24 protein-coding genes are annotated in these 24,780 nt (G+C 62.2%); 10 read left to right on the forward strand and 14 right to left on the reverse strand.

The genetic code is table 11. The annotated features are described in order from the left end of the window. Positions 1-62: 62 nt before the first annotated feature. Entirely contained in the window at positions 63-152 is a 90-nt protein-coding gene (locus tag FFM53_RS29825) for a K(+)-transporting ATPase subunit F (RefSeq protein WP_003547774.1), read from the reverse strand. Positions 153-643: 491 nt separating this feature from the next. On the opposite strand from FFM53_RS29825, the gene FFM53_RS29830 reads away from it, so the two are divergent. Beyond that, positions 644-1,687, forward strand: coding sequence for an NAD(P)-dependent alcohol dehydrogenase (locus FFM53_RS29830; protein WP_138389686.1), 1,044 nt, complete (start codon positions 644-646; stop codon positions 1,685-1,687). Between the two features lie 126 nt (positions 1,688-1,813). Here FFM53_RS29830 and FFM53_RS29835 read toward each other — a convergent pair whose 3' ends face one another. From FFM53_RS29835 to FFM53_RS29850, 4 genes are all read right to left on the reverse strand, one after another. Next, the gene (locus FFM53_RS29835; RefSeq protein WP_138331343.1) at positions 1,814-2,383 is read right to left on the reverse strand and encodes a DedA family protein; all 570 of its coding nucleotides are present in this window, start codon (positions 2,381-2,383) and stop codon (positions 1,814-1,816) included. A gap of 30 nt (positions 2,384-2,413) precedes the next feature. Then, positions 2,414-3,775, reverse strand: coding sequence for an FAD-containing oxidoreductase (locus FFM53_RS29840; RefSeq protein ID WP_138389685.1), 1,362 nt, complete (start codon positions 3,773-3,775; stop codon positions 2,414-2,416). Continuing rightward, positions 3,772-4,233, reverse strand: a complete 462-nt coding sequence (locus FFM53_RS29845) for a DUF4126 family protein (RefSeq protein ID WP_138331345.1) — start codon at positions 4,231-4,233, stop codon at positions 3,772-3,774. The genes FFM53_RS29840 and FFM53_RS29845 overlap by 4 nt, the downstream gene beginning before the upstream one ends. Positions 4,234-4,323: 90 nt before the next feature. Further along, positions 4,324-5,511, reverse strand: coding sequence for an acyl-CoA dehydrogenase (locus FFM53_RS29850; RefSeq protein WP_138389684.1), 1,188 nt, complete (start codon positions 5,509-5,511; stop codon positions 4,324-4,326). Positions 5,512-5,685: 174 nt separating this feature from the next. Here FFM53_RS29850 and FFM53_RS29855 point away from each other — a divergent pair, with 174 nt between their 5' ends. Beyond that, entirely contained in the window at positions 5,686-6,024 is a 339-nt protein-coding gene (locus FFM53_RS29855) for a cupin domain-containing protein (protein WP_138331347.1), read from the forward strand. 53 nt (positions 6,025-6,077) lie between these two features. Here the strand turns inward: FFM53_RS29855 and FFM53_RS29860 are convergent, their stop codons facing one another. Continuing rightward, on the reverse strand, positions 6,078-7,031 hold the full coding sequence (locus tag FFM53_RS29860; protein ID WP_138389683.1) for a LysR family transcriptional regulator: 954 nt from the start codon (positions 7,029-7,031) through the stop codon (positions 6,078-6,080). 174 nt (positions 7,032-7,205) lie between these two features. On the opposite strand from FFM53_RS29860, the gene FFM53_RS29865 reads away from it, so the two are divergent. The 7 genes from FFM53_RS29865 to mmsB all read left to right on the forward strand — a co-directional run bounded on the left by FFM53_RS29865 (position 7,206) and on the right by mmsB (position 14,401). Further along, positions 7,206-8,411: an ABC transporter substrate-binding protein gene (locus tag FFM53_RS29865; protein WP_138331349.1), complete on the forward strand. Its 1,206-nt coding sequence runs from the start codon at positions 7,206-7,208 to the stop codon at positions 8,409-8,411. Between the two features lie 5 nt (positions 8,412-8,416). Next, complete coding sequence (locus FFM53_RS29870; RefSeq protein ID WP_138331350.1) at positions 8,417-9,199, forward strand: ABC transporter ATP-binding protein; 783 nt, start codon at positions 8,417-8,419, stop codon at positions 9,197-9,199. Further along, positions 9,199-9,900, forward strand: coding sequence for an ABC transporter ATP-binding protein (locus FFM53_RS29875; protein WP_138389682.1), 702 nt, complete (start codon positions 9,199-9,201; stop codon positions 9,898-9,900). Before FFM53_RS29870 ends, FFM53_RS29875 begins: the two co-directional genes overlap by 1 nt. Positions 9,901-9,904: 4 nt before the next feature. After that, positions 9,905-10,792: a branched-chain amino acid ABC transporter permease gene (locus FFM53_RS29880; protein ID WP_020052663.1), complete on the forward strand. Its 888-nt coding sequence runs from the start codon at positions 9,905-9,907 to the stop codon at positions 10,790-10,792. A 1-nt stretch (position 10,793) separates the two neighbouring features. Next, positions 10,794-11,783, forward strand: a complete 990-nt coding sequence (locus tag FFM53_RS29885) for a branched-chain amino acid ABC transporter permease (protein WP_003547798.1) — start codon at positions 10,794-10,796, stop codon at positions 11,781-11,783. A gap of 131 nt (positions 11,784-11,914) precedes the next feature. Continuing rightward, positions 11,915-13,510, forward strand: coding sequence for a GMC family oxidoreductase (locus FFM53_RS29890; protein ID WP_138389681.1), 1,596 nt, complete (start codon positions 11,915-11,917; stop codon positions 13,508-13,510). A 9-nt stretch (positions 13,511-13,519) separates the two neighbouring features. Continuing rightward, positions 13,520-14,401 (forward strand): 3-hydroxyisobutyrate dehydrogenase, encoded by an 882-nt coding sequence (gene mmsB, locus FFM53_RS29895; RefSeq protein WP_138389680.1) that lies wholly within the window; start codon positions 13,520-13,522, stop codon positions 14,399-14,401. 16 nt (positions 14,402-14,417) lie between these two features. On the opposite strand, the gene FFM53_RS29900 is transcribed toward mmsB, so the two are convergent. The 8 genes from FFM53_RS29900 to FFM53_RS29935 form a co-directional block, all read right to left on the reverse strand. After that, positions 14,418-15,176 carry a fumarylacetoacetate hydrolase family protein gene (locus FFM53_RS29900; RefSeq protein WP_138389679.1) on the reverse strand — a complete coding sequence of 253 codons (759 nt, stop codon included), beginning with the start codon at positions 15,174-15,176 and terminating at the stop codon, positions 14,418-14,420. 78 nt (positions 15,177-15,254) lie between these two features. Further along, on the reverse strand, positions 15,255-16,634 hold the full coding sequence (locus FFM53_RS29905) for an FGGY-family carbohydrate kinase (RefSeq protein ID WP_138389678.1): 1,380 nt from the start codon (positions 16,632-16,634) through the stop codon (positions 15,255-15,257). Next, positions 16,631-16,951 (reverse strand): L-rhamnose mutarotase, encoded by a 321-nt coding sequence (rhaM, locus tag FFM53_RS29910; protein WP_138389677.1) that lies wholly within the window; start codon positions 16,949-16,951, stop codon positions 16,631-16,633. The genes FFM53_RS29905 and rhaM overlap by 4 nt, the downstream gene beginning before the upstream one ends. Next, positions 16,948-17,955: an ABC transporter permease gene (locus FFM53_RS29915; RefSeq protein WP_138389676.1), complete on the reverse strand. Its 1,008-nt coding sequence runs from the start codon at positions 17,953-17,955 to the stop codon at positions 16,948-16,950. Before FFM53_RS29915 ends, rhaM begins: the two co-directional genes overlap by 4 nt. After that, positions 17,952-18,953, reverse strand: a complete 1,002-nt coding sequence (locus FFM53_RS29920; RefSeq protein WP_138389675.1) for an ABC transporter permease — start codon at positions 18,951-18,953, stop codon at positions 17,952-17,954. Before FFM53_RS29920 ends, FFM53_RS29915 begins: the two co-directional genes overlap by 4 nt. Positions 18,954-18,976: 23 nt before the next feature. Next, positions 18,977-20,512: a sugar ABC transporter ATP-binding protein gene (locus tag FFM53_RS29925; protein ID WP_138389674.1), complete on the reverse strand. Its 1,536-nt coding sequence runs from the start codon at positions 20,510-20,512 to the stop codon at positions 18,977-18,979. A 73-nt stretch (positions 20,513-20,585) separates the two neighbouring features. Further along, positions 20,586-21,581 (reverse strand): rhamnose ABC transporter substrate-binding protein, encoded by a 996-nt coding sequence (rhaS, locus tag FFM53_RS29930; protein ID WP_003553864.1) that lies wholly within the window; start codon positions 21,579-21,581, stop codon positions 20,586-20,588. Between the two features lie 48 nt (positions 21,582-21,629). Beyond that, complete coding sequence (locus tag FFM53_RS29935) at positions 21,630-22,442, reverse strand: DeoR/GlpR family DNA-binding transcription regulator (protein ID WP_138331360.1); 813 nt, start codon at positions 22,440-22,442, stop codon at positions 21,630-21,632. 198 nt (positions 22,443-22,640) lie between these two features. Here FFM53_RS29935 and FFM53_RS29940 point away from each other — a divergent pair, with 198 nt between their 5' ends. After that, positions 22,641-24,737 carry a bifunctional rhamnulose-1-phosphate aldolase/short-chain dehydrogenase gene (locus FFM53_RS29940; protein WP_138389673.1) on the forward strand — a complete coding sequence of 699 codons (2,097 nt, stop codon included), beginning with the start codon at positions 22,641-22,643 and terminating at the stop codon, positions 24,735-24,737. Positions 24,738-24,780 lie beyond the last annotated feature (43 nt).

Raw genomic sequence — 24,780 nt, forward strand, 5'->3', positions numbered from 1 at the left:
AACTTTCAATACCCGGCTGCTTCTCGGTCGCGCATGCGCGACCTCAGAAGCGCCAGTTCCTTTTAGAAGCGTTCCGGGCGAAGGAGAGCGTAGGTGAGGTAAACTGTGAGAAACACGGTTACGGCACCGCTCAAGACATAATCGAGGGTCATCGTCGGTTCTCCTGTCAAAGCCTGTCGCAGGCTCGGGTGTAGGCAAAGCACAGCGCGAAGAATATGATCGCGGTGCCAAGTAGAATGATATCCATCATGATCGTGACTCCTGTTGTTCTTGTTGGAGTCAGACAAGACAAAGGGCGCCGGGAGGCCGCCTTTCATGCTTTCTGGCGTGGAGATGATCTTTTCGATCTCTCGGCCATCAATATGGAGCCGAAGGGCATAAAGGTTCGAGACGGACGACAGGCCATCAATATAAAAATCTTATAAATGCCGTTACGCGGCCGCTCGCCATCGGACCAGGCTGGCGAGTTTCGGACGGGCCGCGGCAGGGCTCTGAACCTCCGGCAGATCTGCTTGAGCATTTTTTCACTTGTTGAGCAAAAGCCATCGCAATCCGGTTGAATTGGGAAGGCTTCGGGCCTTATAGTCGGCTTCGACGCTGCCCGATGGAGTCATGGGCAAGCCATTAGGGAAGGAAACCGACGATGACCAAAGTCCGTGCGCTTGTCCTCGAGCGCCAGCATGAGCTTGCGCTTCGCGATATCGATCTGCCGCTTGAAACCGGCCCTGGCGAGGTGAAGATCAGGATCCACACGGTTGGCGTGTGCGGTTCGGACGTGCATTATTACACCCACGGCAAGATCGGCCCCTTCGTCGTCAACGCGCCGATGGTGCTCGGCCATGAGGCGGCGGGCACGGTGATCGAGGTCGGGGCCGGCGTCACGCATCTCAAAGTCGGCGACCGCGTCTGCATGGAGCCCGGCATTCCCGACCCGAATTCCAAGGCAAGCCGGCTCGGCATGTACAATATCGACCCGGCAGTCACCTTCTGGGCGACCCCGCCGATCCACGGCGTGCTGACATCAGAGGTAGTGCATCCCGCCAACTACACCTTCAAGCTGCCCGACAATGTCAGCTTTGCCGAAGGCGCCATGGTCGAACCCTTCGCCGTCGGCATGCAGGCGGCCACCAAGGCGAAGATTACGCCGGGTGATACTGCCGTCGTCCTCGGCGCTGGGCCGATCGGCACTATGGTGGCGATCGCGGCGCTTGCCGGCGGCTGCGCCCGCGCGATCGTCGCCGATCTTGCCCAGCCGAAGCTCGATATCGCCGCACAGTACCAAGGCGTCATTCCGGTGAATATCCGCGAGAAGAACCTGGCCGAAGAGGTTGCCCGGCTGACCGACGGCTGGGGCGCCGATGTCGTCTTCGAATGCTCCGGCTCGCCGAAGGCCTGGGAGACCATCATGGCGCTGCCGCGCCCGGGCGGCGTCATCGTCGTCGTCGGCCTGCCGGTCAACCCGATCGGCTTCGACGTCTCGACGGCATCCACCAAGGAAATCCGCATCGAGACGGTGTTCCGCTACGCGCACCAGTATGATCGCTCCATCGCGCTGCTCGGCTCGGGAAGAGTGGATCTGAAGCCGCTGATTTCCGAGACCTTTAAGTTCGAAGATTCGATCAAGGCATTTGATCGCGCCGTTGAGGCGCGGCCGAGCGACGTGAAGCTGCAGATCGTGATGGAGTAGAGCATGATGCCGAAAAGTGTGATCGGTTTTCGGACAACATCATGCTCCAATTATATAAATTTAGAACAGGATTCAGATTTTAGGCCGACCCGGCCTAAAATCATCCTGTTCTAGGACGCCATACGGCTATGAGTGCCTGGCACTCAGTTTTATCTTCCGAAAGGCAAGAGCCGCGCCTGCAACGACAGCCGCGGCTCCGACTGCGATCAGCAGATGACGATGAAGGGGAAGGTGGCCCAATGTCTGTTGGATGCCGTGCCCGAAGAGATAACCGAGCGCCGTGAAAAGCTGCCCCCACACCAGCGCGGCCACGGCATTCAGGATGATGAATTTGCCGGTCGGTATTCGCGTCGTCCCGATGACGATCGGGCTGATCGTCCGCAACCCCACAAGAAAACGAAACGCAAGGATGAAGCCGGTCGGATATCTTTCCAGAAGCCGGGTTACGCGCGCCAGCGCCGGTGTTTCCATCAGCCGCCGGACCAGCCCCCATCGCGCCGCATAACGGCCGGCGAAGAACCAGAACTGATCACCGGCGAAGGAGCCCGCCGTTGCCGCGAGCGACGCCGACCAATAGGTCAGCAGCCCGCGGTGAGAAATCACGCCGCCGAGGAAGGCAGCTGTTTCGCCTTCGAAGGCTGCGCCCAGAAATATCGCCAACAGGCCGTAGTGCTCGATCAGCAGTTCGATAGACACGCAGCTGTCCTCGGCCCGGGGTTTCTACAGCTAAACCGGCTTCAAATCCCCAAGCAGCGTCGGGATCAGCTCCGACACCGTCGGATGGATCGGCACCGACCATTGCAAGGCGGGATAGGTTGTTCCTGCATTCATCGCGTCTATGATGCCGTGGATCACCTCGTCGCCCTCGATGCCGAGGATCGCCGCACCGAGGATTTTTTTGGTCTCGGCGTCGGCGATCACCTTCATGAAGCCCTTGGTCTCGCCGCGCTCGTTGGCGCGGCCGACGCGGCTCATCGGCCGGGTCGAGATCATGATTCTTCGTCCCGAGGCGCGCGCCTGCTTCTCCGTCATGCCGACACGGCCAAGCGGCGGGTCGATATAGAGCGCATAGGCCGGGATACGGCTCGACACCTTGCGATCGTCGCCGTCCAGCAGATTGGCGGCGGCGATCTCGAAATCATTGTACGAGGTGTGGGTGAAGGCGCCGTGGCCGTTGCAATCGCCAAGCGCCCAGATGCCGTCGACATTGGTGGCAAGCCTGTCGTCGACGGTAATGAAGCCGCGTCCGTCGGTGATGACGCCGGCGGCATCGAGGCCGAGATCGTCGGTGTTCGGCTTGCGGCCGGTGGCAATCAGCACATGGCTCGCATCGATCCTCGCTGAATCGGTGGCGACCGTTATTCCGTCGCTGCTCTTGGCAAAGGCGATGTCGCTGACGCCGGTATGAATGTCGATGCCCTCCGAGCGCAGGACATCGGCGATCGCGTCGGATATATCCTCGTCCTCGCGCGACGCGAGCTTCGGGCCGTGCTCGATGACGCTGACTTCGGCGCCGAAGCGGCGATACATCTGTGCGAATTCCAGCCCGATATAACTGCCGCCGATCACGGCCAGATGCCGTGGCAGCATGTCGAGATGGATGATCGAGGTGCTGGTGAGGTAATCGATATCGTTGATCCCAGGCAGGTCGGGGATGACCGGCCGCGCTCCGACATTGAGGAAGATGCGCGGCGCAGTCAGCGTCTCGCCGTTGACGCTGACGGTCTTTGGGTCCTCGAAACGGGCATGGCCGTAGATCACGGTCATGCCGTCCATGCCGGCGAACCAGCCGATCAGGCCGTTGCGGGCGTTCATGGTCACGGTTGCGGCGCGCGCCCTGACCACCTTCATGTCGATGGCGATCTCGCCAGGGATATTGACGCCGTAAGCAGCGCCGTTTCTTGCGACATGAGCGGCGCGGGCGCTGGCGACCAGTGTCTTCGTCGGCATGCAGCCGGCATTGACGCAGGTGCCGCCGAGGAACTTGCGTTCGATCAGCGCCACCTTCATGCCCTTTTCGACCATCCTGGCGGCAAGAAAGGGGCCGGCCTGACCGGCGCCGATAACGATGGCGTCGAAGCTTTTCATGCGACGGCCCCCACGATCAGCACCGCGCCGATGACGGCGACGGCATCCTCGATGAGAGCGGCCGGCAGATCCTTGCCGAAGGAGGCGGCAAGCCTGCTGCGGATGGCGGCGCCACCATATGTGCCGATGACGGCGCCGATCACGCCGGCGATCAGCCCGCCGAAAAGCAGGCTGCTGGCGGCACCGATCGTGGCGCCGGCCAGCGCGCCCGTGACAATGCGGGCGCCGAATTGCACCGGCACCTTACGCGACGGCGTCGATGGCAGCTGATCGGTGATCAGTTCGACGACGGCGAGAAGCGTGAAGATCCACGGCGTCCATTGGTAACCCATGAAGGCAAGCGGCGTCTGCGAGACATCGAACCATCCAAGTGCTGCGCCCCAGGCGACGGCGGCGGGCGCCGTCATGGCGCGAAGCCCGGCAATGACACCAATCAGCAATGCAAGAAGCAGAAACATGCATGATCCCCCTTTTGCCGGCTCTTGCCGTCGTGAGGGAAGGTTGCACATTGTCAGGCGCGTGGCAATTCGCCCTTTCGCGCCAATGCGCTAGTTCGCAAAAGCGGCAATGCCGGTGATCGCCCGGCCGATGATCAGCGCGTGGATGTCGTGCGTGCCCTCATAGGTGTTGACCACTTCGAGGTTGACGAGATGACGGGCGATGCCGAATTCGTCGGAGATGCCGTTGCCGCCGAGCATGTCTCGGGCCGCCCGCGCGATCTCCAGCGCCTTGCCGCAGCTGTTGCGCTTGAGGATCGAGGTCAGTTCCACCGGCGGATGGCCTTCCTCTTTCATGCGGCCAAGCCGCAGGCAGCCCTGAAGGCCGAGCGAGATTTCCGCCGCCATGTCGGCGAGCTTCTTCTGGATCAGCTGGTTGGCGGCGAGCGGCCGGCCGAACTGCTTGCGCTCGAGCGTGTATTGCCGGGCTCTCGCATAACAATCCTCGGCAGCACCGAGTGCGCCCCAGGCGATGCCGAAACGGGCGGAGTTGAGGCAGGTGAACGGTCCCTTGAGGCCGGTCACATCAGGCAGAAGGTTTTCCTCAGGCACGAACACCCCGTCCATCACCACCTCGCCGGTGATCGAAGCGCGCAGGCCCACCTTGCCGTGGATCGCAGGCGCCGAAAGTCCTTTCCAGCCCTTTTCGAGGATGAAGCCGCGGATGAGGCCGTCCTCGGTCTTTGCCCAGACGACGAAAACATCGGCGATCGGCGCGTTGGAGATCCAGGTCTTCGAGCCGGTCAGGCTGTAGCCGCCGTCCACCTTTTTGGCACGTGTTGCCATCGAGCCGGGGTCGGAGCCGTGATCGGGTTCGGTCAGGCCGAAGCAGCCGATCCATTCGCCGGTGGCGAGTTTCGGCAGGTATTTCAGCTTCTGCGCCTCGGAGCCAAAGGTTTCGATTGGCACCATCACGAGCGAGGACTGCACGCTCATCATCGAGCGGTAACCGCTGTCGACCCGCTCGACCTCGCGGGCGATCAGGCCGTAAGCGACGTAACCGAGGCCGGCGCCGCCATAATCGGGCGAGATCGTCGGGCCGAGCAGGCCGAGTTCGCCCATTTCGCGGAAGATCTCGGGATCGGTCTTTTCATTGCGGAAGGCGTCGAGAACACGGGGAGCAAGCTTTTCCTGCGCATAGGCACGGGCGGTGTCCTGCACCATGCGCTCTTCACTGGTCAGCTGCTCCACCAGGCGGAACGGATCGGCCCAGTCGAAAACTTCGCGCGTATGCTGCATGGCCGCGTCTCCTCATCCCGGTCTGGCTTGCCTCGCTCAAGTTGGCCATAGACCCGCCAGCCGACCGCGTCAACAGAAGGCGGCAGTCTCGAAAAGACCGGCCGCGCCATCTTTTCAAAAGCGTCGGCATGATCCACTTTGCCCGCGATCGATTCTGGAACGAGGAGGCGGAAAATGTCGTCAAGCGATCTGTTCGTATCGGCCGAAGGCGCCGAATGGGTCAATCCCGAGCCCGGCGTCGTCAGGCGCATCATGACATATCTGCCCGAGATGATGCTGGTGGAAGTGGCCTTCGAAAGCGGCGCCGTGGGCGCGGCCCATTCGCATCCGCACATCCAGGCAAGCTACGTCGCCGAAGGCAGTTTCGAAGTGACGATCGATGGCCGGACCGAGGTGCTCAAGCAGGGCGGCAGCTTCATTGTGCCCCCCAATCTGGTGCATGGCGTCAAGGCGCTGGAAAAGGGCCGGCTGATCGATGCATTCACCCCGCACCGGGCCGAATTCCTGAAGTAACCAGAGCATGATGCTGAAAGCTGTGAGCGGTTTCGGACGGCATCATGCTCTAATTAAACGTCCGCTCTTGTCCTGCGCGCAGGGCCGGCGGCCGTGACATAGGGCGGCACGAAGCGCGCATCTTCGCCGCGCACCGCCTCGCGCAGGAAATCGATGACGGCGCGCACGCGCGGCGCCTGTTTCAGGTCGCGATGGCAGGTGATCCAGTAATGGCGCTTGAGGTCGATCTCTTCGGGCAGCACGCGCACGAGTTCGGGATAACGGCTGGCGAAGAAATAGGGCAGGATGCAGAGGCCGAGGCCGTTTCTGGTGGCAGTGAGCTGCGCGAAGATGCTGGAGCTCTGGAACTGCGGCTTGATGCGCGGATGCACATCGCCGAGATAATCCAGGCCCGGCGCGAAAATCATCTCCTCGATATAGCTGACGAAGGGATGGCCGAGCAGGTCTTCGCGACAGGTGATCGACGCGGCTTTCGCCAGATAGTCGCGCGAGCCGTAGACCTGCAGGTGGTAGTCCGTCAGCTTCTCGGCGAAATAAGCCCCGCCCTTCGGCTCGTCGAGCACGACGGAAAGATCGGCCTCCTTGCGCGACAGCGACATGATCTGCTGGATCGTCACCAATTCCAGCGAGAGATGCGGATGCTGGGCGGCAAACTGCGGCAGCACGGTTGCGAAGAAGAAATTGGCAAAACCCTCCGGCGCGCTCAGCCGCACAAGGCCGCGCTGCGCCATCGAGCCGTCGGCGAGGTCGGCGCGCAGCCGCTCGGTCTCCTGCTCCATCCTTTCGGCCGTCTCGACGAAGCGCGTGCCCATGGCAGTCAGCACGTAGCCGCGCGGATTGCGCTCGAACAGCTTGACCTTGAGGGTGAACTCCAGCCGGTCGATGCGGCGTGAGACGGTGGCGTGGCTGGAACGCAGCTGACGGGCCGCCGTCGACAGCTGTCCGGTGCGGGCGACGGCTAGAAAAAACTGCAGATCGTCCCAAGTAAACTGCGGTGGATTGTTCATCGCGATCCTCTCTGTTCAAAAATGAACAGATACTGTTTGGAATTAGTTGTAAATCACCCGTTGCCTCAGGGCGGGATTTCCGTGATCGTAAGGTGAGGGTCCGTCGTCCTGAGGAGTGCGACTGGCCAAATTTGAACAGATCCGCAATCTGGCCAATCTCTGGGAGGAGAGAATATGCGTAAGAATCTCATTGCATCAGTTGCATTTCTGCTTGCGAGCAGCACTGCGGTGCTCGCGCAGAGCGCGACCGACGGCAAGGTCAAGATCGGCATCCTGAACGACCAGTCGGGTGTCTATGCCGATTTCGGCGGCAAGTCCTCCGTCGAAGCCGCCAAGATGGCGGTCGAGGATTTCGGCGGCAAGGTGCTCGACGTTCCGGTCGAGATCGTTGATGCCGATCACCAGAACAAGCCTGATATCGCCTCCAACATCGCCCGCCAGTGGTACGACACCGAACAGGTGGATGCGATCATGGAACTGACGACCTCGTCGGTGGCGCTCGCCGTGCAGGCGATCGGCAAGGAAAAGAAGAAGATCGACATCGTCACGGGTGCTGCGACGACGGATCTCACCGGCAAGGCCTGCTCGCCTTACGGTTTCCATTGGGCCTACGACACCCATGCACTCGCCGTCGGCACCGGCGGCGCGCTCGTCAAGCAGGGCGGCGACAGCTGGTTCTTCCTGACGGCCGACTATGCCTTCGGCTACTCGCTGGAGCAGCAGACCAGCGATTACGTCAAGGCGAGCGGCGGCAAGGTCGTCGGCGCCGTCCGCCATCCGCTGTCGACCCAGGACTTCTCGTCCTTCCTGCTGCAGGCGCAATCGTCCGGCGCCAAGGTGATCGGCCTTGCCAATGCCGGCCTCGATACCGCGAACGCCATCAAGCAGGCGGCCGAATTCGGCATCACCCAGGGCGGCCAGCATCTGGCGGCGCTGCTCTTCACGCTCGCCGAAGTCCATGGTCTCGGCCTTGAGGCGGCTCAAGGGTTGACGTTGACGGAAGGCTATTACTGGAACCGCGACGACGAGAGCCGCGCCTTCGCCAAGAAGTTCTTCGCCCGCACCGGCAAGATGCCGAACATGATCCATGCCGGCACCTATTCGGCGGTAACACAATATCTGAAGGCGGTGCAGAAGGCCGGCACCGACGAAACGGAAGCCGTCGCCAAGCAGCTGCATGAAATGCCGGTCGACGACGTCTTCGGCCGCGGCGGCACGGTCGGCGCCAATGGCCGCATGATCCACGACATGTATCTGCTGCAGGTCAAGAAGCCTTCCGAGAGCAAGGAGCCGTGGGATTATTTCAACGTGCTCGCCACCATTCCCGGCAAGGAAGCCTATATCGATCCCGCCAAGAGCGGCTGCGATCTGGTAAAGTAAGCACGATGGCGGTTTCCGCAATTGAAACACAGGAAAAGCCGCGGGTGGTCTTGTCCGCCCGCGGCCTGCGCCGCGATTTCGGCGGCTTCACGGCCGTCAAGAACGTCGATCTCGACGTGCATGACGCCAGCGTGCATGCGCTGATCGGCCCGAACGGCGCCGGCAAGACGACGGTCTTCAACCTGCTGACCAAGTTCCTGCAGCCGACCTCAGGCACCATCAGCCTGATGGGCGTTGACATCACCGGAACGCCGCCCGACAAGGTGGCGCGCATGGGGCTGGTCCGCTCTTTCCAGATCTCGGCGGTCTTCCCGCATCTGACCGTTCTCGACAATGTCCGCGTGGCGCTGCAGCGGCCGAACAATCTTTCCACGCAGTTCTGGCGGCCGCTCTCGGCGCTCGACCGGCTGAACGAGCGCGCCGAGCAGCTGCTCGCCAGCGTCGGACTGTCCAAGGAGCGCGATCACATCGCCGCCGATCTTTCCTATGGCCGCAAGCGCGTGCTGGAGATCGCCACCACGCTGGCATTGGATCCGAAAGTGCTGCTGCTCGACGAGCCGATGGCCGGCATGGGGCAGGAGGATGTCGGCGTCGTCTCCTCGATCATCCGCGAGGTCGCCCGCGACCGCGCCGTATTGATGGTCGAGCACAATCTCTCCGTCGTCGCCAATATCTGCCAGCATGTCACCGTGCTGCAGCGCGGCGAGATCCTCGCCGAGGGCGATTATGCGACGGTCAGCCAGGACGAGCGTGTGCGTGTGGCCTATATGGGCACGGAGGAGCATTGATGGCCACTCTCCTCGAAGTCCAGGGGCTCAATGCCTGGTACGGCGAAAGCCACGTCCTGCACGGCGTCGACATGCGCGTTGCCGAAGGCGAGACGATCACCATTCTGGGCCGCAACGGCGTCGGCAAGACGACGACGCTGCGCACCATCACCGGCATCGTACGGGCCCGTAAGGGCAAGATCAGCTTTGACGGCAGCGATATGATGCAGGTGCCCCTGCACAAGACGGCGCATCGGGGCATCGGCTTCGTGCCGGAGGAGCGCGGCATCTTCTCGACGCTCACCGTTTCGGAAAACCTGCTGCTGCCGCCTGTCGTGGCAGGCGGCGGCATGACGCTCGACGAGATCTACGAGCTTTTCCCCAATCTCTATGAGCGCCGCGGCAGCCCAGGCACCAAACTGTCAGGCGGCGAGCAGCAGATGCTGGCGATCGCCCGAATCCTCCGCACCGGCGTCAGGCTGCTCATTCTCGATGAACCGACGGAGGGGCTTGCCCCTGTTATCGTCCAACGCATCGGCGAGGTGCTGAAGACGCTGAAGGAGCGCGGCATGACGATCCTGCTCGTCGAGCAGAATTTCCGTTTCGCCAGCCGTATTGCCGATCGCTTCTATCTGATGGATCATGGGCAGATGGTGTCGGAATTCCCGGTCGGTGAACTGCCGCAGCGCATGGATACGCTGCACAAGGTTCTGGGAGTATGACCAGATGACGATCATCTTCGGCATTCCCCTGCAGGCGTTGTTCGGCCAGTTGCTGATCGGCCTGATCAACGGCTCGTTCTACGCGCTGCTCAGCCTCGGCCTCGCCATCATTTTCGGCCTGCTCCGGGTGATCAACTTCGCCCATGGCGCGCAATATATGCTCGGCGCCTTCGTCGCCTACCTGCTGCTGACCTATGCCGGCATCGGCTACTGGCCGTCATTGATCCTGGCGCCAGTGATCGTCGGCCTTGCGGGTGCAATCATCGAGCGGCTGTTCCTGCGCCGGCTCTACGATCTCGATCCGCTCTACGGCCTGCTCTTCACCTTCGGACTGGCGCTCGCGGTCGAGGGCACCTTCCGCTATCTCTACGGCTCTTCCGGCCAGCCCTATGCAACGCCGGCGGCTCTTGCCGGCGGGGCCAACCTCGGCTTCATGTTCCTGCCGATCTATCGCGGCTGGGTGGTGGTCGTCTCGCTCGTCGTCTGCCTCGGCACCTGGCTGCTGATCGAGAAGACCAAACTCGGGGCCTACCTGCGTGCCGCCACCGAAAACGCCGTGCTGGTGCAGGTCTTCGGTGTCAACGTGCCGGTGCTCTTGACGCTCACCTATGCGCTCGGCGCCGGTCTCGCCGCCTTTGCCGGCGTGCTGGCGGCACCGATCTACCAGGTCTCGCCGCTGATGGGCTCGAACATGATCATCGTCGTCTTCGCCGTCGTCGTCGTCGGCGGCATGGGATCGATTATGGGCGCGATCATCACCGGTTACGTGCTCGGCATTGCCGAGGGCCTGACCAAGGTCTTCTATCCCGAGGCGTCCAACATCGTGATCTTCGTCATCATGGCGATCGTGCTTCTCATCAGGCCCGCGGGCCTCTTCGGACGGGATGCTTGACATGGCTGACATCACCGAAACCATCCAAACGGAAAAAAGCCGAACCGCCCTTTCGGTGCAGGCGGGTTTCCTGCTTGCCGGACTGCTGCTCCTGCTGCTGGCGCCGTTCTTTTTCTATCCGATCTTCCTGATGAAGCTGCTCTGCTTCGCGCTCTTTGCCTGCGCCTTCAACCTGCTGCTCGGTTATACCGGCCTGCTGTCCTTCGGCCACGCCACCTTCTTCGGCGGTGCCGCCTATTTCACCGCCTATACGGTGAAAGAATGGGGCCTGCCGCCGGAACTCGGCATCCTGATCGGCGTGGCGGGTGCGGCGTTTCTCGGTCTCGTCATGGGTTTCTTCGCCATCCGCCGCCAGGGCATCTATTTCGCGATGATCACGCTGGCGCTGTCGCAGATGTTCTTCTTCTTCTGCCTGCAGGCGGAGTTCACCGAGGGCGAGGACGGCATCCAGTCCGTGCCCCGCGGCCATCTCTTCGGCTTCATCGATCTGAACAGCTCGACCAACATGTATTATTTCGTGCTGGCCGTCTTCCTGGTCGGCATCCTGATCATCTGGCGCTTTATCAATTCGCCCTTCGGCATGATTCTGAAATCGATCCGCGAAAACGAGCAACGGGCGATCTCGCTCGGCTATTCCGTGGCGCGCTACAAGCTCGGCGCCTTCGTCATGTCGGCGGCGCTTGCCGGGCTCGCGGGCGCGGTGAAATCGATCGTCTTCCAGTTCGCGACGCTGACCGATGTCGCCTGGCAGATGTCGGGCGAGGTGATCCTGATGACGCTGCTCGGTGGCATCGGTACGCTGATCGGCCCGCTCTTCGGCGCCGGGCTTGTGGTGGTGCTGGAAAACTACCTCGCTACCTCCGAATTCCCGGTGACGATCATCACCGGCATCGTCTTCATGGTCTGCGTGCTGATCTTCCGCCGCGGCATCATCGGCGAATTCTACGCCTCGCGGCTAGGGCGTAAACTGGGCTTCGTCTATCGCCGCTGAACGGGCGGACCTCTCTCTTTCCGGAAAGAATTACTCTTTCGGAAAAGAGACGGGCGGCGGCGCTGCGACTCTTCCTCTCCCCGTGCCGCGGGGAGGGGGAAGCGGCAAGCATCTGGAGTCTCGTGCGGGGCATGGATCGTTACGACTATATCATCGTCGGGGCAGGCAGCGCCGGCTGCGTGCTCGCCAACCGGCTGTCCGCCGACGGCAGGAGCCGGGTTCTGCTGCTCGAAGCCGGCGGCAGCGACAACTACCACTGGATCCATATTCCGGTCGGTTATCTTTATTGCATCAACAATCCGCGTACCGACTGGTGCTTCACCACGGCGCCGGAAGCGGGATTGAACGGCCGGGCGCTGAGCTATCCGCGCGGCAAGGTGCTCGGCGGCTGTTCGTCGATCAACGGCATGATCTACATGCGCGGCCAGGCGCGCGATTACGACCTCTGGCGGCAGATGGGCTGCAGCGGCTGGGGCTGGGACGATATTCTGCCCTTCTTCCGCAAGTCGGAGGACTTTTATCGCGGCGAAGACGAGATGCATGGTGCCGGCGGTGAATGGCGCATCGAGAAAGCGCGCGTGCGCTGGGCCGTGCTCGATGCCTTCCAGCAGGCTGCCAGGGAAGCGGGCATCCCGGAGACTGCGGATTTCAACCGCGGCAGCAACGAGGGCTCCGGCTATTTCGACGTCAACCAGCGTTCCGGCATTCGCTGGAATACCTCGAAGGCCTTCCTGCGACCGGCGATGAGGCGCTCCAACCTGACCGTGCTGACCAAGGCGCAGGTTCGGCGGCTGCTGGTGGAGGAGGGTGCCGTTGGCGGTGTCGAATTCCAGCATCGGGGCGTAGCGAAACGCGCCTACGCGGCGAAAGAAACCGTCCTGTCAGCCGGATCGATCGGTTCGCCGCATATCCTGGAACTGTCAGGCATCGGCAGGGGCGAGGTTCTCCAGCGGGCCGGCGTCGATGTCGTCACCGAGGTCAAGGGTGTCGGCGAGAACCTGCAGGACCATCTGCAGCTGCGTCTGGCCTATAAGGTGACGGGGGTTCCGACGCTGAACGAGAAGGCGACAAAGCTCATCGGCAAGGCGGCGATCGGGCTCGAATATCTCGTCCGCCGCTCCGGGCCGATGGCGATGGCGCCGAGCCAGCTCGGAATCTTTACCCGATCAGGCCCGGACCGGGAAACGCCTGATCTGCAATATCACGTGCAGCCGGTCTCGCTGGAAAAATTCGGCGATCCCGTCCATCCTTTCCCGGCGATTACTGCGAGCGTCTGCAATCTGAGGCCGGAAAGCCGCGGTTCGGTCCACCTGTCCAGCCCGGATTTTGCCGCTCAGCCGACGATCAGCCCGAAATACCTCTCGACGCAGCGCGATCGTGACATAGCTGTCCGTTCAATACGGTTGACGCGCAAGATCGTCGCGCAGCCTTCGTTTGCCCGTTTCAGGCCGGAGGAATTCAAGCCGGGGCCTGCCTATCAGACGGAGGCCGATCTGGAGCGGGCGGCGGGCGAGATCGGCACGACGATCTTCCATCCTGTCGGCACGTGCCGCATGGGCGCCGACAGGGACAGCGTCGTCGACCCCAGACTGAGACTCCGGGCGCTCGGCAAGCTCAGGATCGCCGACGCCTCGGTGATGCCGTCGATCACCTCGGGCAACACCAATTCGCCGACCATCATGATCGCCGAAAAGGCGGCAGCGATGATCCTCGAAGACAATCGATAGGAGAAGACCATGGCAAGGATCGCATTCATCGGCCTCGGCAACATGGGTGGGCCGATGGCCGCCAATCTGGTCAAATCAGGTCACGAGGTCCTCGGCTTCGATCTCGCGGCTTCGGTGCTGAAGGCGGCCGAGGAGAGCGGCGTCAAGCCGGCAAGCCATGCCAGCCAGGCGGTCAAGGACGCGGACATCATCATCACCATGCTGCCGCAGGGCACACACGTGCTGACGGCCTGGACCGATATCCTGCAGTCCGCCGCGCAAGGTACACTGGTGATCGATTGCTCGACCATCGATGTCGAAAGCAGCCGCAAAGCGCATGAGATGGCCAAGGCCGCAAGCTGCCTGTCGCTCGACGCCCCGGTCTCCGGCGGCACGAGCGGGGCGACCGCAGGCACGCTGACCTTCATGGCCGGCGGCTCGGAAGACGCCTTCGCCAAGGCAAAGCCGATCCTGGAGGCGATGGGAAAGAAGATCGTCCATTGCGGCGAGGCCGGCGCCGGCCAAGCGGCGAAGATCTGCAACAACATGATCCTAGGCATTTCGATGGTGGGCGTCTGCGAGGCCTTCGTGCTCGCCGAAAAGCTTGGGCTCTCGCATCAGGCGCTGTTCGACGTTGCCTCGACCTCGTCGGGCCAGTGCTGGTCGATCAATACCTATTGCCCGGTGCCCGGACCGGTGCCGACCTCTCCTGCGAATAATGACTACAAACCGGGTTTTGCCGCAGCACTGATGCTGAAGGATCTCAGGCTTTCACAAGAAGCGGCACTGACGAGCGGCGCCTCCACCCCGCTCGGCGCGGAAGCAGCACAGCTTTTCGCGCTCTTCGAGAAGCAGGGCAATGGCGGAAGGGACTTTTCCGCCATTATCGAGATGTTCCGCGAGAAGGCGTAAGCACCGCGGCGTCAAATCAACCCTTCGACACCGAGAAGCTGAGCCTGATGTCGCCGAGCAGGATGTCGATCTCGCCGGGTTCGGTCAGTTCGATCGCGCCGCTCAACGTGCCTGTCGTGATGAGTGCACCTGATTTCAGCGATGTCTCGGGGCGCAAGCCGTCATTGGCGTAATCGACGAGCCAGGTGAGGACGTCGCCTTTCGGATGCTGCGCCGGACCATCATAAATCGTACGGCCGGCATGGGTGACCTTGAGCGGCGTTCCCCCAACGGTGTCGACAACTCTTTTTTCGACCTCCGGGCCGAGTACATAGCCGCTATTGCCGAGGCGGTCGGCGACGAACAGCAGAAACGAAACGCTGCCGCTTTCCTTCACAGCGCTGACCAGCAGCTCGGCGCCGAGATAGACAGCGGAAATCGCCTCGACCACGTCGGCGCGGCTGTAGGGAACGCCCGCGCGGACCGGCAGGTCGCTGCCGAGACGGACGGCGATCTCGGTCTCGAATTTCAGGCCCGGATACCAGGGAATGTCCGCGCCCGAAACGGCTTTGGCATAGGGATACAGCGTACCGGCGACCGCTTGGCCCTGCGGCGAGACCGTGACTTTCCAGGCATTGCTCGAAATACGGTCCGCAGCAGTGAGCAAATTCTGCGCCTCCATCGCCTGATGCAGATCGGCTGGCAGCGCGAAAGTGTCCGTGGCCTCCTGCAGGCCGGCCTGGCGCAGGCTGTGAAGCCGGGCGGCAAGGGCGCGCGGATCGAATGTCTCTGTCATGCTATCTCCTCGACATGATTTTGGAGTGCCACACTAGCGGCAAGACGAGGACGAACAAGGCCGTTCTTGGAAAAGGTCCTATTCCATCGCTGCGTGCCAGCGATCGCGATAGGTGGTCAGTCCTGGGATATCGGTCGGCGGAATATGCGTCTCGGCACCCGATACCGGCCGGATGCCGGTGAGAAGGGCAGCACCCTGGCTGGTGCCGGTCGAGCCCGGAAGGGCCATGACCTCGCGGCCGGTCAGGGCGGCGAGCAGCTTGAGATAGGTCCCATTGAGGGCAAAAGGCCCTTCGACGATAACGGGGCCTTTGGCACCGATCAGGCCGAGGCAGGCATCGGTCATCAAAGCGAGATAGAGACAGGCAGCGGCAGAGCGCTCCTCGCGGCTTGCCTCTTGGGCGCCGATCCAGCGGCTTGTCTTTCCCGGAAAGGGTCCGGAACCGGGCGCGATATTCGGCAGGAGCATCATGCCCTTGCCGATAACCGGGCCGATTGCCGCCTGAGCGGCTTTTTCGCCGACAGGACCGATTTCGGCCGACAGGATCTCGAATTCCCGGCCACCCATGAAACGCGAGGAGGGGACGGCGCGGCCATAAGCATCGACATTGGCGAGCGCATCGCGTTTCGGATCGAGGTGACCGAGATCGCCGCCGACGCCGAAATTGATAACCCATGTGCCTGTGGAGACGACGGCGAAGGGTGCTTCGCGATGGACGAGATGCGGCAGCAGCGAGGCATTGGAATCGTGAATGCCGCAATAGACCGGCACGGGTGCGGCGAGGCCGAGCTCCGTGGCTATATCCGGCAGGACTGGGCCAAGCGCATCGAAAGCGGAACGGATCGGCGCCATGAGGTCGCGAATGCCAAGCCTGTCGACGAGCGAGGAATAGTGGCCCTCCCTCGGGTTCCAGAGGTCGGTGTGGCAGCCGAGCGAGGTCAGCTCATTGGCGGCGATACCCGTCAGCCGCGCCGTCCAATATTGCGCATAGGTGAGGATGGTCGCAACCTTGGCGAATTCCTCGGGATAGGCGGTCTTCTGGTAGTGCAGCTGCGCGCCGACGTTCAGACCCATCGCCAGGTGCGGCGAGAAGGTTTCGTCGAAGGAGGGGCGGAGCGCCGTATAGGCGTCGCGGATTTCCTGCGGATATTCGTGTTCGTAGTCGATGACAGGCATGGCAAGCGTGTCGTCTCGGGCAAGCAGTGCAGCGGATGCACCATGGGTGGTGATCGAAATGGCGTCGAAGCCAGGTTCGCGCGCAAGGCTCTTCAGTGCATCGAGCGCAAAGGACCAGAGAGCCTCTACGTCGTAATGCGGATAGAGACCGGTTTTGATCGCGATATTCGGCCGTTTCAGGACGGCGATCTCGGCGCCCGTCTCGCTGTCGAGGACGACGACCTTGGCATTCGTCTTGCCGATGTCGAGGACGGCGATGCGGCGATAGGAGGTGGCGTTCATGGCATATGGAAGACGGTGACCAGGTCGCTCTGGACCGGCGAATTATCGGGATTGGTCGCCATGATGTCGGCCATGTGCGCCCACCACTTCTTCATCACCGGATGGTCCGGCAGGCTCGCCATCGTGTGGTCGGCCGGCCGCGTCAACACGCCGAACAGCGTGTTGGTCTCGCGGTCGAGATGGATGGAATAGTCGCTGGCGCCCGACTTGTGCAGAAGATCGACCAGTTCCGGCCAGATCTCGTCATGCCGCCTGCGGTATTCGGCTTCCATGCCGGGATTGAGCTGCATCTTGAAGGCGTGTTTTTCTAAAGTCATCGGGAGCTCATGACCTTGATGCGACGGGCGATGATCGGGATGGCGATGGTGATGATCAGAAGCAGGCCGATGAAGATCGACATGACGATGCCGGGCACGTTCAGCAGGCCGAGGCCGAAGGTGACGAGGCCCATGACGAAGGCGGCGATGACGACGCCGACGATGGTGCCGGAACCGCCGAGGATCGAGATGCCGCCGAGCACGACCATGGTGACGACCTCGAGTTCCCAGCCCTGGGCGATCGACGGCCGGGTCGAGCCGAGGCGTGAGGTCAGGCAGACGGCGGCAACGCCGCTCATGACGCCGGTCAACAGGAAGAGGATGAATTTGACGCGCTCGACCGGAATGCCGGAGAAGCGGGCGGCGAAGTCGTTGTTGCCGATCGCATAGACCTGCCGGCCGAAATTCGTCGCATGCAGCAGCACGGCGAAGAGGATCGCCAGCACGATGAAGAGCACGAATTCGAAGGAGAATACCCAGACGACATAGCCCTGGCCGAAATAGGCGAAATCAGCCGGGTATTTGCCATAGGCTTGGTCGCCGAGGACGATATAGGAAATGCCGCGGAAAAGGCTCATCGTGCCGATGGTGACGACGATCGACGGCAGTTTCAGCACCGAGACCAGAACGCCGTTGAAGATGCCGCAGGCAAGGCCGGTGCCGATGCCGATCGCGACCAGGCCCGGTGTGCCGATGCCGAGCTGTGCTGCCGCGCCCATTGCCGTCGAGGCGAGCGCGATGATCGCGGCGACCGAGAGGTCGATCTCGCCCGATATGACGAGCAGTGCCATGGCGAAGGCGATCATTGCCTTTTCGGTGAAATTGAAGGTGGCGTCCGAGAGGTTCCAGGCATCGAGGAAATAGGGCGAGGCCAGCGAATTGAAGATGAAGATCAGGATGGCGACGGCAAAGAGCAGCACTTCCCAGCTCGCGGCGATGCGGCGGAAGGGTGTGCCGAGGCGGTCGGGGATGACCCGCTTTTCGTGTGTGGACACGGTGCTCATACTACGGCCTCCGTTCTGATCTCGGCTGCGGCGCGGTCGCGCAGGATGATGCGGCCGCGGTTGCGCTCGCGCCTGGCGTTGAAGGCGACGGCGAGAATGATGACGGTTCCGGAGATTGCCATCTGCGTGAAGGGTGAAATGCCGATGACCGGCAGTGCATTCTTGATGACGCCGAGGAAAAGCGCGCCGAGCACGGTGCCGGCGACCGAGCCGACGCCGCCGGCAATCGAGATGCCGCCGATGACGCAGGCCGCGACGCTGTCGAGCTCGAAGCCGTTGGCGATATCGACATAGGCGACGGCATAACGCGACACCCAGAGATAGCTCGCAAGGCCGGCTAGCGCGCCCGACAGGACGAAGGCCAGGAATTTCGTCCAGCCCGTATCGATGCCGGCATAGACGGCCGCGGTCGGATTGCCGCCGGTCGCATAGGCCGAGCGGCCGAACTGGGTGTATCTGAGCAGGACATACATCAGAAGCACGATGACGATGCCCACCCAGCCGAGAACTGGCAGGCCGAGGATCGGCGTGCGCGGCACCGACAAGAAGACCGGCGTCATCTGGTGGGCGTTCACCCACGCCCCGCCCGAGAGCACGAAGGCCATGCCGCGGTAGATGGTGAGCGTGCCGAGCGTGACGACGATCGGCGGGATTTCGAGCGCCCAGACGAGAAAGCCGTTGATAGCGCCGAGGCAGGCGCCGATCACGATCGCGGCAAGGATGAGCACGACGAGCGGCAGATCGGGATAGGCGGCATTCATCATCGCGATCGCCATGCCGGTGAAGGCGAGGTTGGCGGCGACGGACAGGTCGATCGATTTCGTCAGGATGACCGTCATCTGCGCCAGCGCCAGGATGATCAGGATGGAGGTATCGTTGAAAATGCCGGCGAGATTCTCCGGCGTTGCGAAATCGGCAGCGCGCGTCGAAAAGATCGCGATCATCACGACGATGATGAGGAACAGCAGGGTTTCGCGTTTTCTGATCAGTCTTGCCATGCTCTTACCTTGCATTGCGGGCCTCATGCATTGCCAGTGGCGGCGCGCACCAGCGCTTCCGGAGACAGCTCGGCGCGTTCGAAAATCCCGGCGGCGAGCCCCTCTTTCATCACCAGGACGCGGTCCGACATGCCGATGATTTCGGGCAGTTCGGACGAGACCATGATGATCGACAGGCCCTCGGCGGCGAGTTCGCTGATGAAGCCGTGCACGGCCGCCTTCGAGCCGATGTCGATGCCCTTTGTGGGTTCATCGAGGATGATGACCTTCGGCGCGGTCGCCAGCCATTTGCCGATGACGACCTTCTGCTGATTGCCGCCGGAGAGCGTGCCGACCGGGACGGAAAGGGCGGCTGCGCGTAAGTCCAGCCGCTCGGCATATTTGCGGGCGAGCGCGAATTCTTCTGCCGCCCTGAGGAAGCCCCGGCGCGAGGTGCGGGTAAGCGACGGCAGCGTCATGTTCTGGAAGATCGGCATCGGCAGCGCCAGCCCGTGGCGGCCGCGTTCCTCCGGCACATAGACGATGCCGGCGCGAATCGCGTCCTGCGGCGAATGGATGGTGATCTCGCGGCCTTCGAGCATCATCTTGCCGGAGAGCGGCCTGGTGATGCCGAAGAGCGATTGTGACAGTTCCGAACGCCCGGCGCCGATCAGGCCGTAGATGCCGAGAATCTCGCCCTGGCGCAGGGTGAAGGAGATGTCGCGGAATTCGGTGCGGTGGCTGTAATTGCGGATCTCGAGAACCGGGCCGCCGATGGCAACATCGACCTTCGGAAAGGCATTCTCGACGTCGCGGCCGACCATCATGCGGACGATCTCGTCTTGCGGCGTTTCCTTGAGCCGGCCCTGGCCGACGGCGCGGCCGTCGCGGAAGACGACGAAATCGTCGGCGATCTCGTAGACCTCGTCGAACTTATGGCTGATGAAGAGGATCGCCTTGCCCTTTTCCCTCAGGCCGCGGACGATGCGGAAGAGATCGTCGATCTCCTTGCGGGAAAGGGCTGCCGTCGGTTCGTCCATGATGACGATGCGGGCCTCGATCGACAGAGCGCGCGCGATCGCCACCAGATGGCGCTGCGCGATCGAGAGGTCCTTCAGCCGGATTGTCGGATCTATATTGCTTTCGAGCGCGGTCAGCAGTGCCTTGGCGCGGCTGTTCATCGCCTGCCAGTCGATGGTGCGCAGACGCGTGCGCGGCGCATGGCCGAGGAAAATGTTTTCGGCAACCGTCAGTTCGTCGAACAGCACGGTTTCCTGATGGATGGCGGTGACGCCGGCGTCGATTGCTGCCTGGGCGCTGGCAAAGGTCACCGGCTGGCCGTCGACCCGGATCTCGCCTTCGTTCGGCCTGTATATGCCGGTCAGGATCTTGACGAGCGTCGATTTGCCGGCGCCGTTTTCGCCGATCAGCGCGGTCACCGTGCCGGGATGCAGCGCGATGCTGACATTGTCGAGCGCCTTCACGCCCGGAAAGATCTGGGAGATGCCGCGCATTTCCAGAATGGCGGGCGCATCACCGGTTTTGCTGTCCGTGGCGGTTTGTTGAAAGGCAGCGTTCATCAAGCTTCTACCAGTGTCGAATGAGAATCCCGGCGGCCATCAGGCCGCCGGGCTTTAATGCGGTGGTTTCGGATCAGAAGACCTTGGAGAACTGGTCGATATTCGAAGCATTGTAGACGAACGGATCGGCCATGGCGGCTTCGCCGTTGTCGCCGACCTTGATCTTGCCCATGCGGCCGACTTCGATCTCGCTGCCCGGCTTGCCGTCGGTCTCGCCCTTGACGAGGCGATAGGCGATCTGCGTTGCAGAATAGCCGAGATCGATCGGGTTCCAGATGGCGAATTCCTTCGTCGCGCCCGACTTGATCGCGCCGGCCATTTCGGACGGCAGGCCGAGACCGGTGACGTAGACCTTGCCGACAAGCCCCTTGTCTTCGACGACCTTGGAAGCGGCGAGAACGCCGACCGTCGTCGGAGCGACGATGACCTTGATGTTCGGGTTCGCCTTCAAGAGGCCTTCGGCTTCACGATAGGACTTGTCCGATAGGTCGTCGCCATAGACGGTGGTGACGAGGTTGAGGCCCGGGAAATCCTTGAGCTGCTTCTTCATCTGGTCGATCCAGATGTTCTGATTGGTCGAGGTGGTCGTGGCCGACAGGATGGCGAAGTCACCCTTGCCGCCGTCGAGATGATCCTTGACGAGCGTCAGGCACATCTTGCCGATCAGCTCGTTGGACGACGGGTTGAGCTGGAGGATACGGCCTTCAGGCGCGACGCCGGAATCCCAGGAGATGACCTTGATGCCGCGCTGTGCAGCCTTCTTCAACGCCGGAACGAGCGCGTCGGGATCGTTGGCCGAAACGGCGATGGCGCTGACGCCCTGGGCGATCAGCGAGTTGATGACTTCGATCTGGCCTTCGGCCGTCGTTGTCGTCGGGCCGGTATAAATGACCTCGACGCCGCCGAGTTCCTTGGCGGCTTCCTGTGCGCCCTTATTGGCGGCATCGAAGAAGCCGTTGCCGAGCGACTTGACGACGAGACCGATCTTGATGTCGGCGGCGCTGGCTGTCCCGGCCATCATGGCGACGGCAAATGCCACGCCGATTGCGAGTTTCTTTGCGAGTTTCATGCTTTCATCCTCCCACTTGATTGACACTCTTCACACCTCCCCGGCGCCTTATGCGACCGACGAGGAATCCTCCTTGATTGCCTGGGCGACCGGGCTCGCAACGATGAGCCTGATGCCGGCATTCTCGATCATCCTGACGGCTTCCTCTGGAATGCCGTCATCGGTGATGATCGTAGACACACGCTCGAGCGGGCACAGAATGAGGCTCGACCGGCGATGGAACTTGCTGGAATCGACCATGACGACCAATTCGTCGGCCTGATGCATCAGCTTCTGTTCGCTCTGGATGATCAGCGCGTCGGCTTCCATGATGCCGAGCGGGCCGACGCCCTGCGCGCCGATGAAGAAGCGGCGGGCGTAGAAATTGCGGATCGCGTCATTGTCGAAGGGGGAGAGGATCAGGCTCTGCTCGCGATAGATCGCGCCGCCCGGCACCGTCACCGTGTTCTTCGAATGTTTGACCAGATGTTCGGCGATCGCGAAAGAATTGGTCATCACCTGCAAGCGGTGCGCCGCCATGAAATGCACCATCTGGAAGGTGGTCGTGCCGCCGTTGATGATGATCGCGTCGCCCGGATCGCAAAGCTCGACGGCCTGGCGGGCGATTGCGCGTTTCTTGTCAATGTTGACGGACTCCGAAACGCGGAAGGGGCGGCCGGCGAGATTGCCAAGCTGCGGCGGATGCACCGCTTCAGCGCCGCCGCGCACGCGCCGGATCTTGCCCTGAACATGAAGAGCCGCGATGTCACGCCGGATCGTCGCCTCGGAAGCCTCGGTCAGTTCGGAAATATCCTGAACCGTCACGACGGACTTTTCCTGAACGGCGCTCAGAATGATGCGATGGCGTTCGCGTTCGTGCATGGGGCTCCTCCTTCGATCGTTTATTTCGCACATATGAGAATGTGTCAATCAAAAACGATCATAAATTTTCATATTGCGCTGCACAATAATCGAATTTGATCGTTTTCGATTGACAAGCTGCGTTTTGATGAGCGATACCGTCAGCGAAAAGGGGCGCCAACTTTGCGTCTCGATGAAGATTTCATATGGGAGGATGACATGGCGGCGAACGTCCGGGTTCTGGAAAACCGGTGGGATGATGCTTATGCGGCGGGCCTCGATGAGCCTGGCAAGCTGCTCTATCGCTCCAACCTGCTCGGCGCCGACAAGCGCATCACCAATTATGGCGGCGGCAACACTTCGGCGAAGGTGCTGGAAACCGATCCGCTGACCGGCGGCAAGGTCAAGGTACTCTGGGTCAAGGGATCGGGCGGCGACGTCGGCACGATCAAGCTCGACGGTTTCGCGACGCTCTACCAGGACAAGCTGGAATCGCTGAAAGGCATCTATAAGGGCGTTGAGGACGAAGACCGCATGGTCGGCTTCCTGCCGCACTGCACCTTCAACCTGAATGCCCGCGCTGCCTCGATCGACACGCCGCTGCACGGTTTCGTGCCTTTCACTCATGTCGACCACATGCATCCCGATGCGATCATCGCGATCGCCGCGTCGAAGAATTCGAAGGAATTGACGCAGCAGATCTTCGGCGACGAGATCGGCTGGCTGCCCTGGCGCCGTCCGGGCTTCCAGCTCGGCCTCGACCTCGGCGCATTCGTTGCCGCAAACCCGAATGCCAAGGGCGTCGTGCTCGAGAGCCACGGCCTCTTCACCTGGGCGAACGATGCCAAGGCCTGCTACGAGTTGACGCTCGATATCATCAACAAGGCGATCGTCTGGTTTGCCGAAAAGACCGAAGGCAAGACCATTTTCGGCGGCGCGGTCGCACAGAGCTTGGCCGTCACTGAGCGCCGCGCCATCGCCGCCCGGCTGATGCCGGAGATCCGCGGCCGCATCGGCAAGCAGGAGCGTAAGCTTGGTCATTTCGACGATCAGGACGCCGTGCTCGAATTCGTCAATTCCCGGGATCTGCGTCCGCTCGGCGCGCTCGGCACCAGCTGCCCTGACCATTTCCTGCGCACCAAGATCCGCCCGTTGATCGTCGATTTCGACCCGGCCAAGCCGGATGTCGACGCGATCGTTGCCGGTCTCGACAAGGCGCTGGAGGACTACCGCGCCGACTACGCCCGCTATTACAACGACTGCAAGCACGACAATTCGCCCGCCATCCGCGACGCCAATCCGGTCATCTTCCTCGTTCCCGGCGTCGGCATGCTGTCCTTTGCCCGCGACAAGGCGACGGCCCGCATCGCCAGCGAATTCTACGTCAACGCCATCAACGTCATGCGCGGCGCCTCGACGGTCTCCGAATATCAGGGCCTGCCGGAGCAGGAAGCCTTCGATATCGAATATTGGCTGCTCGAAGAGGCCAAGCTGCAGCGCATGCCGAAGCCGAAGAGCCTTGCCGGCCGCGTCGCCTTCGTCACCGGCGGCGCCGGCGGCATCGGCCGGGCGACGGCCGCGCGCCTCGTCGGCGAAGGCGCCTGCGTGGTGCTTGCCGATATCGACCAGACAGCACTCGAGGGCACCGAAGCCGATTTCGTCAAGAAGTTCGGCGCCGACGCCGTGCGCAGCGTCCGGCTCGACGTCACCAAGGAAGATGCGGTGATCGCCTCCTTCGCGGAAGCCTGCGTCGAATTCGGCGGCATCGATATCCTCGTCTCGAATGCCGGCATTGCCTCCTCCGCGCCGATCGAATTGACCGAGCTGGCGACGTGGAACCGCAATATCGATATTCTGGCGACCGGCTATTTCCTTGTCTCGCGTGAAGCCTTCCGACTGTTCCGCCGTCAGGCGCTCGGCGGCAACGTCATCTTTGTCGCTTCAAAAAACGGTCTTGCCGCCTCGCCGAACGCGTCGGCCTATTGCACCGCAAAGGCTGCCGAAATCCATCTCGCCCGCTGCCTGGCGCTGGAAGGCGCGGATGCAGGCATCCGCGTCAACACCGTCAACCCGGATGCGGTCCTGCGCGGTTCGAAGATCTGGAGCGGCGAATGGCGCGAGCAGCGCGCCGCCTCGTCCAAGATCGAGGTGGACGATCTCGAGGAACATTACCGCAAGCGTTCGATGTTGAAACTCAACGTGTTTCCGGAAGATATCGCCGAGGCGATCTATTTCCTCGCATCGGACCTTTCGGCAAAATCGACCGGTAATATCATCAACGTCGATGCCGGCAACGTGCAGAGTTTTACGCGCTAGAGCAATTCCAGCAGCAATGTGCAGCGGTTTTGCTTCCGGAGCG

This window comes from Rhizobium indicum (assembly GCF_005862305.2).
Classification (GTDB): domain Bacteria; phylum Pseudomonadota; class Alphaproteobacteria; order Rhizobiales; family Rhizobiaceae; genus Rhizobium; species Rhizobium indicum.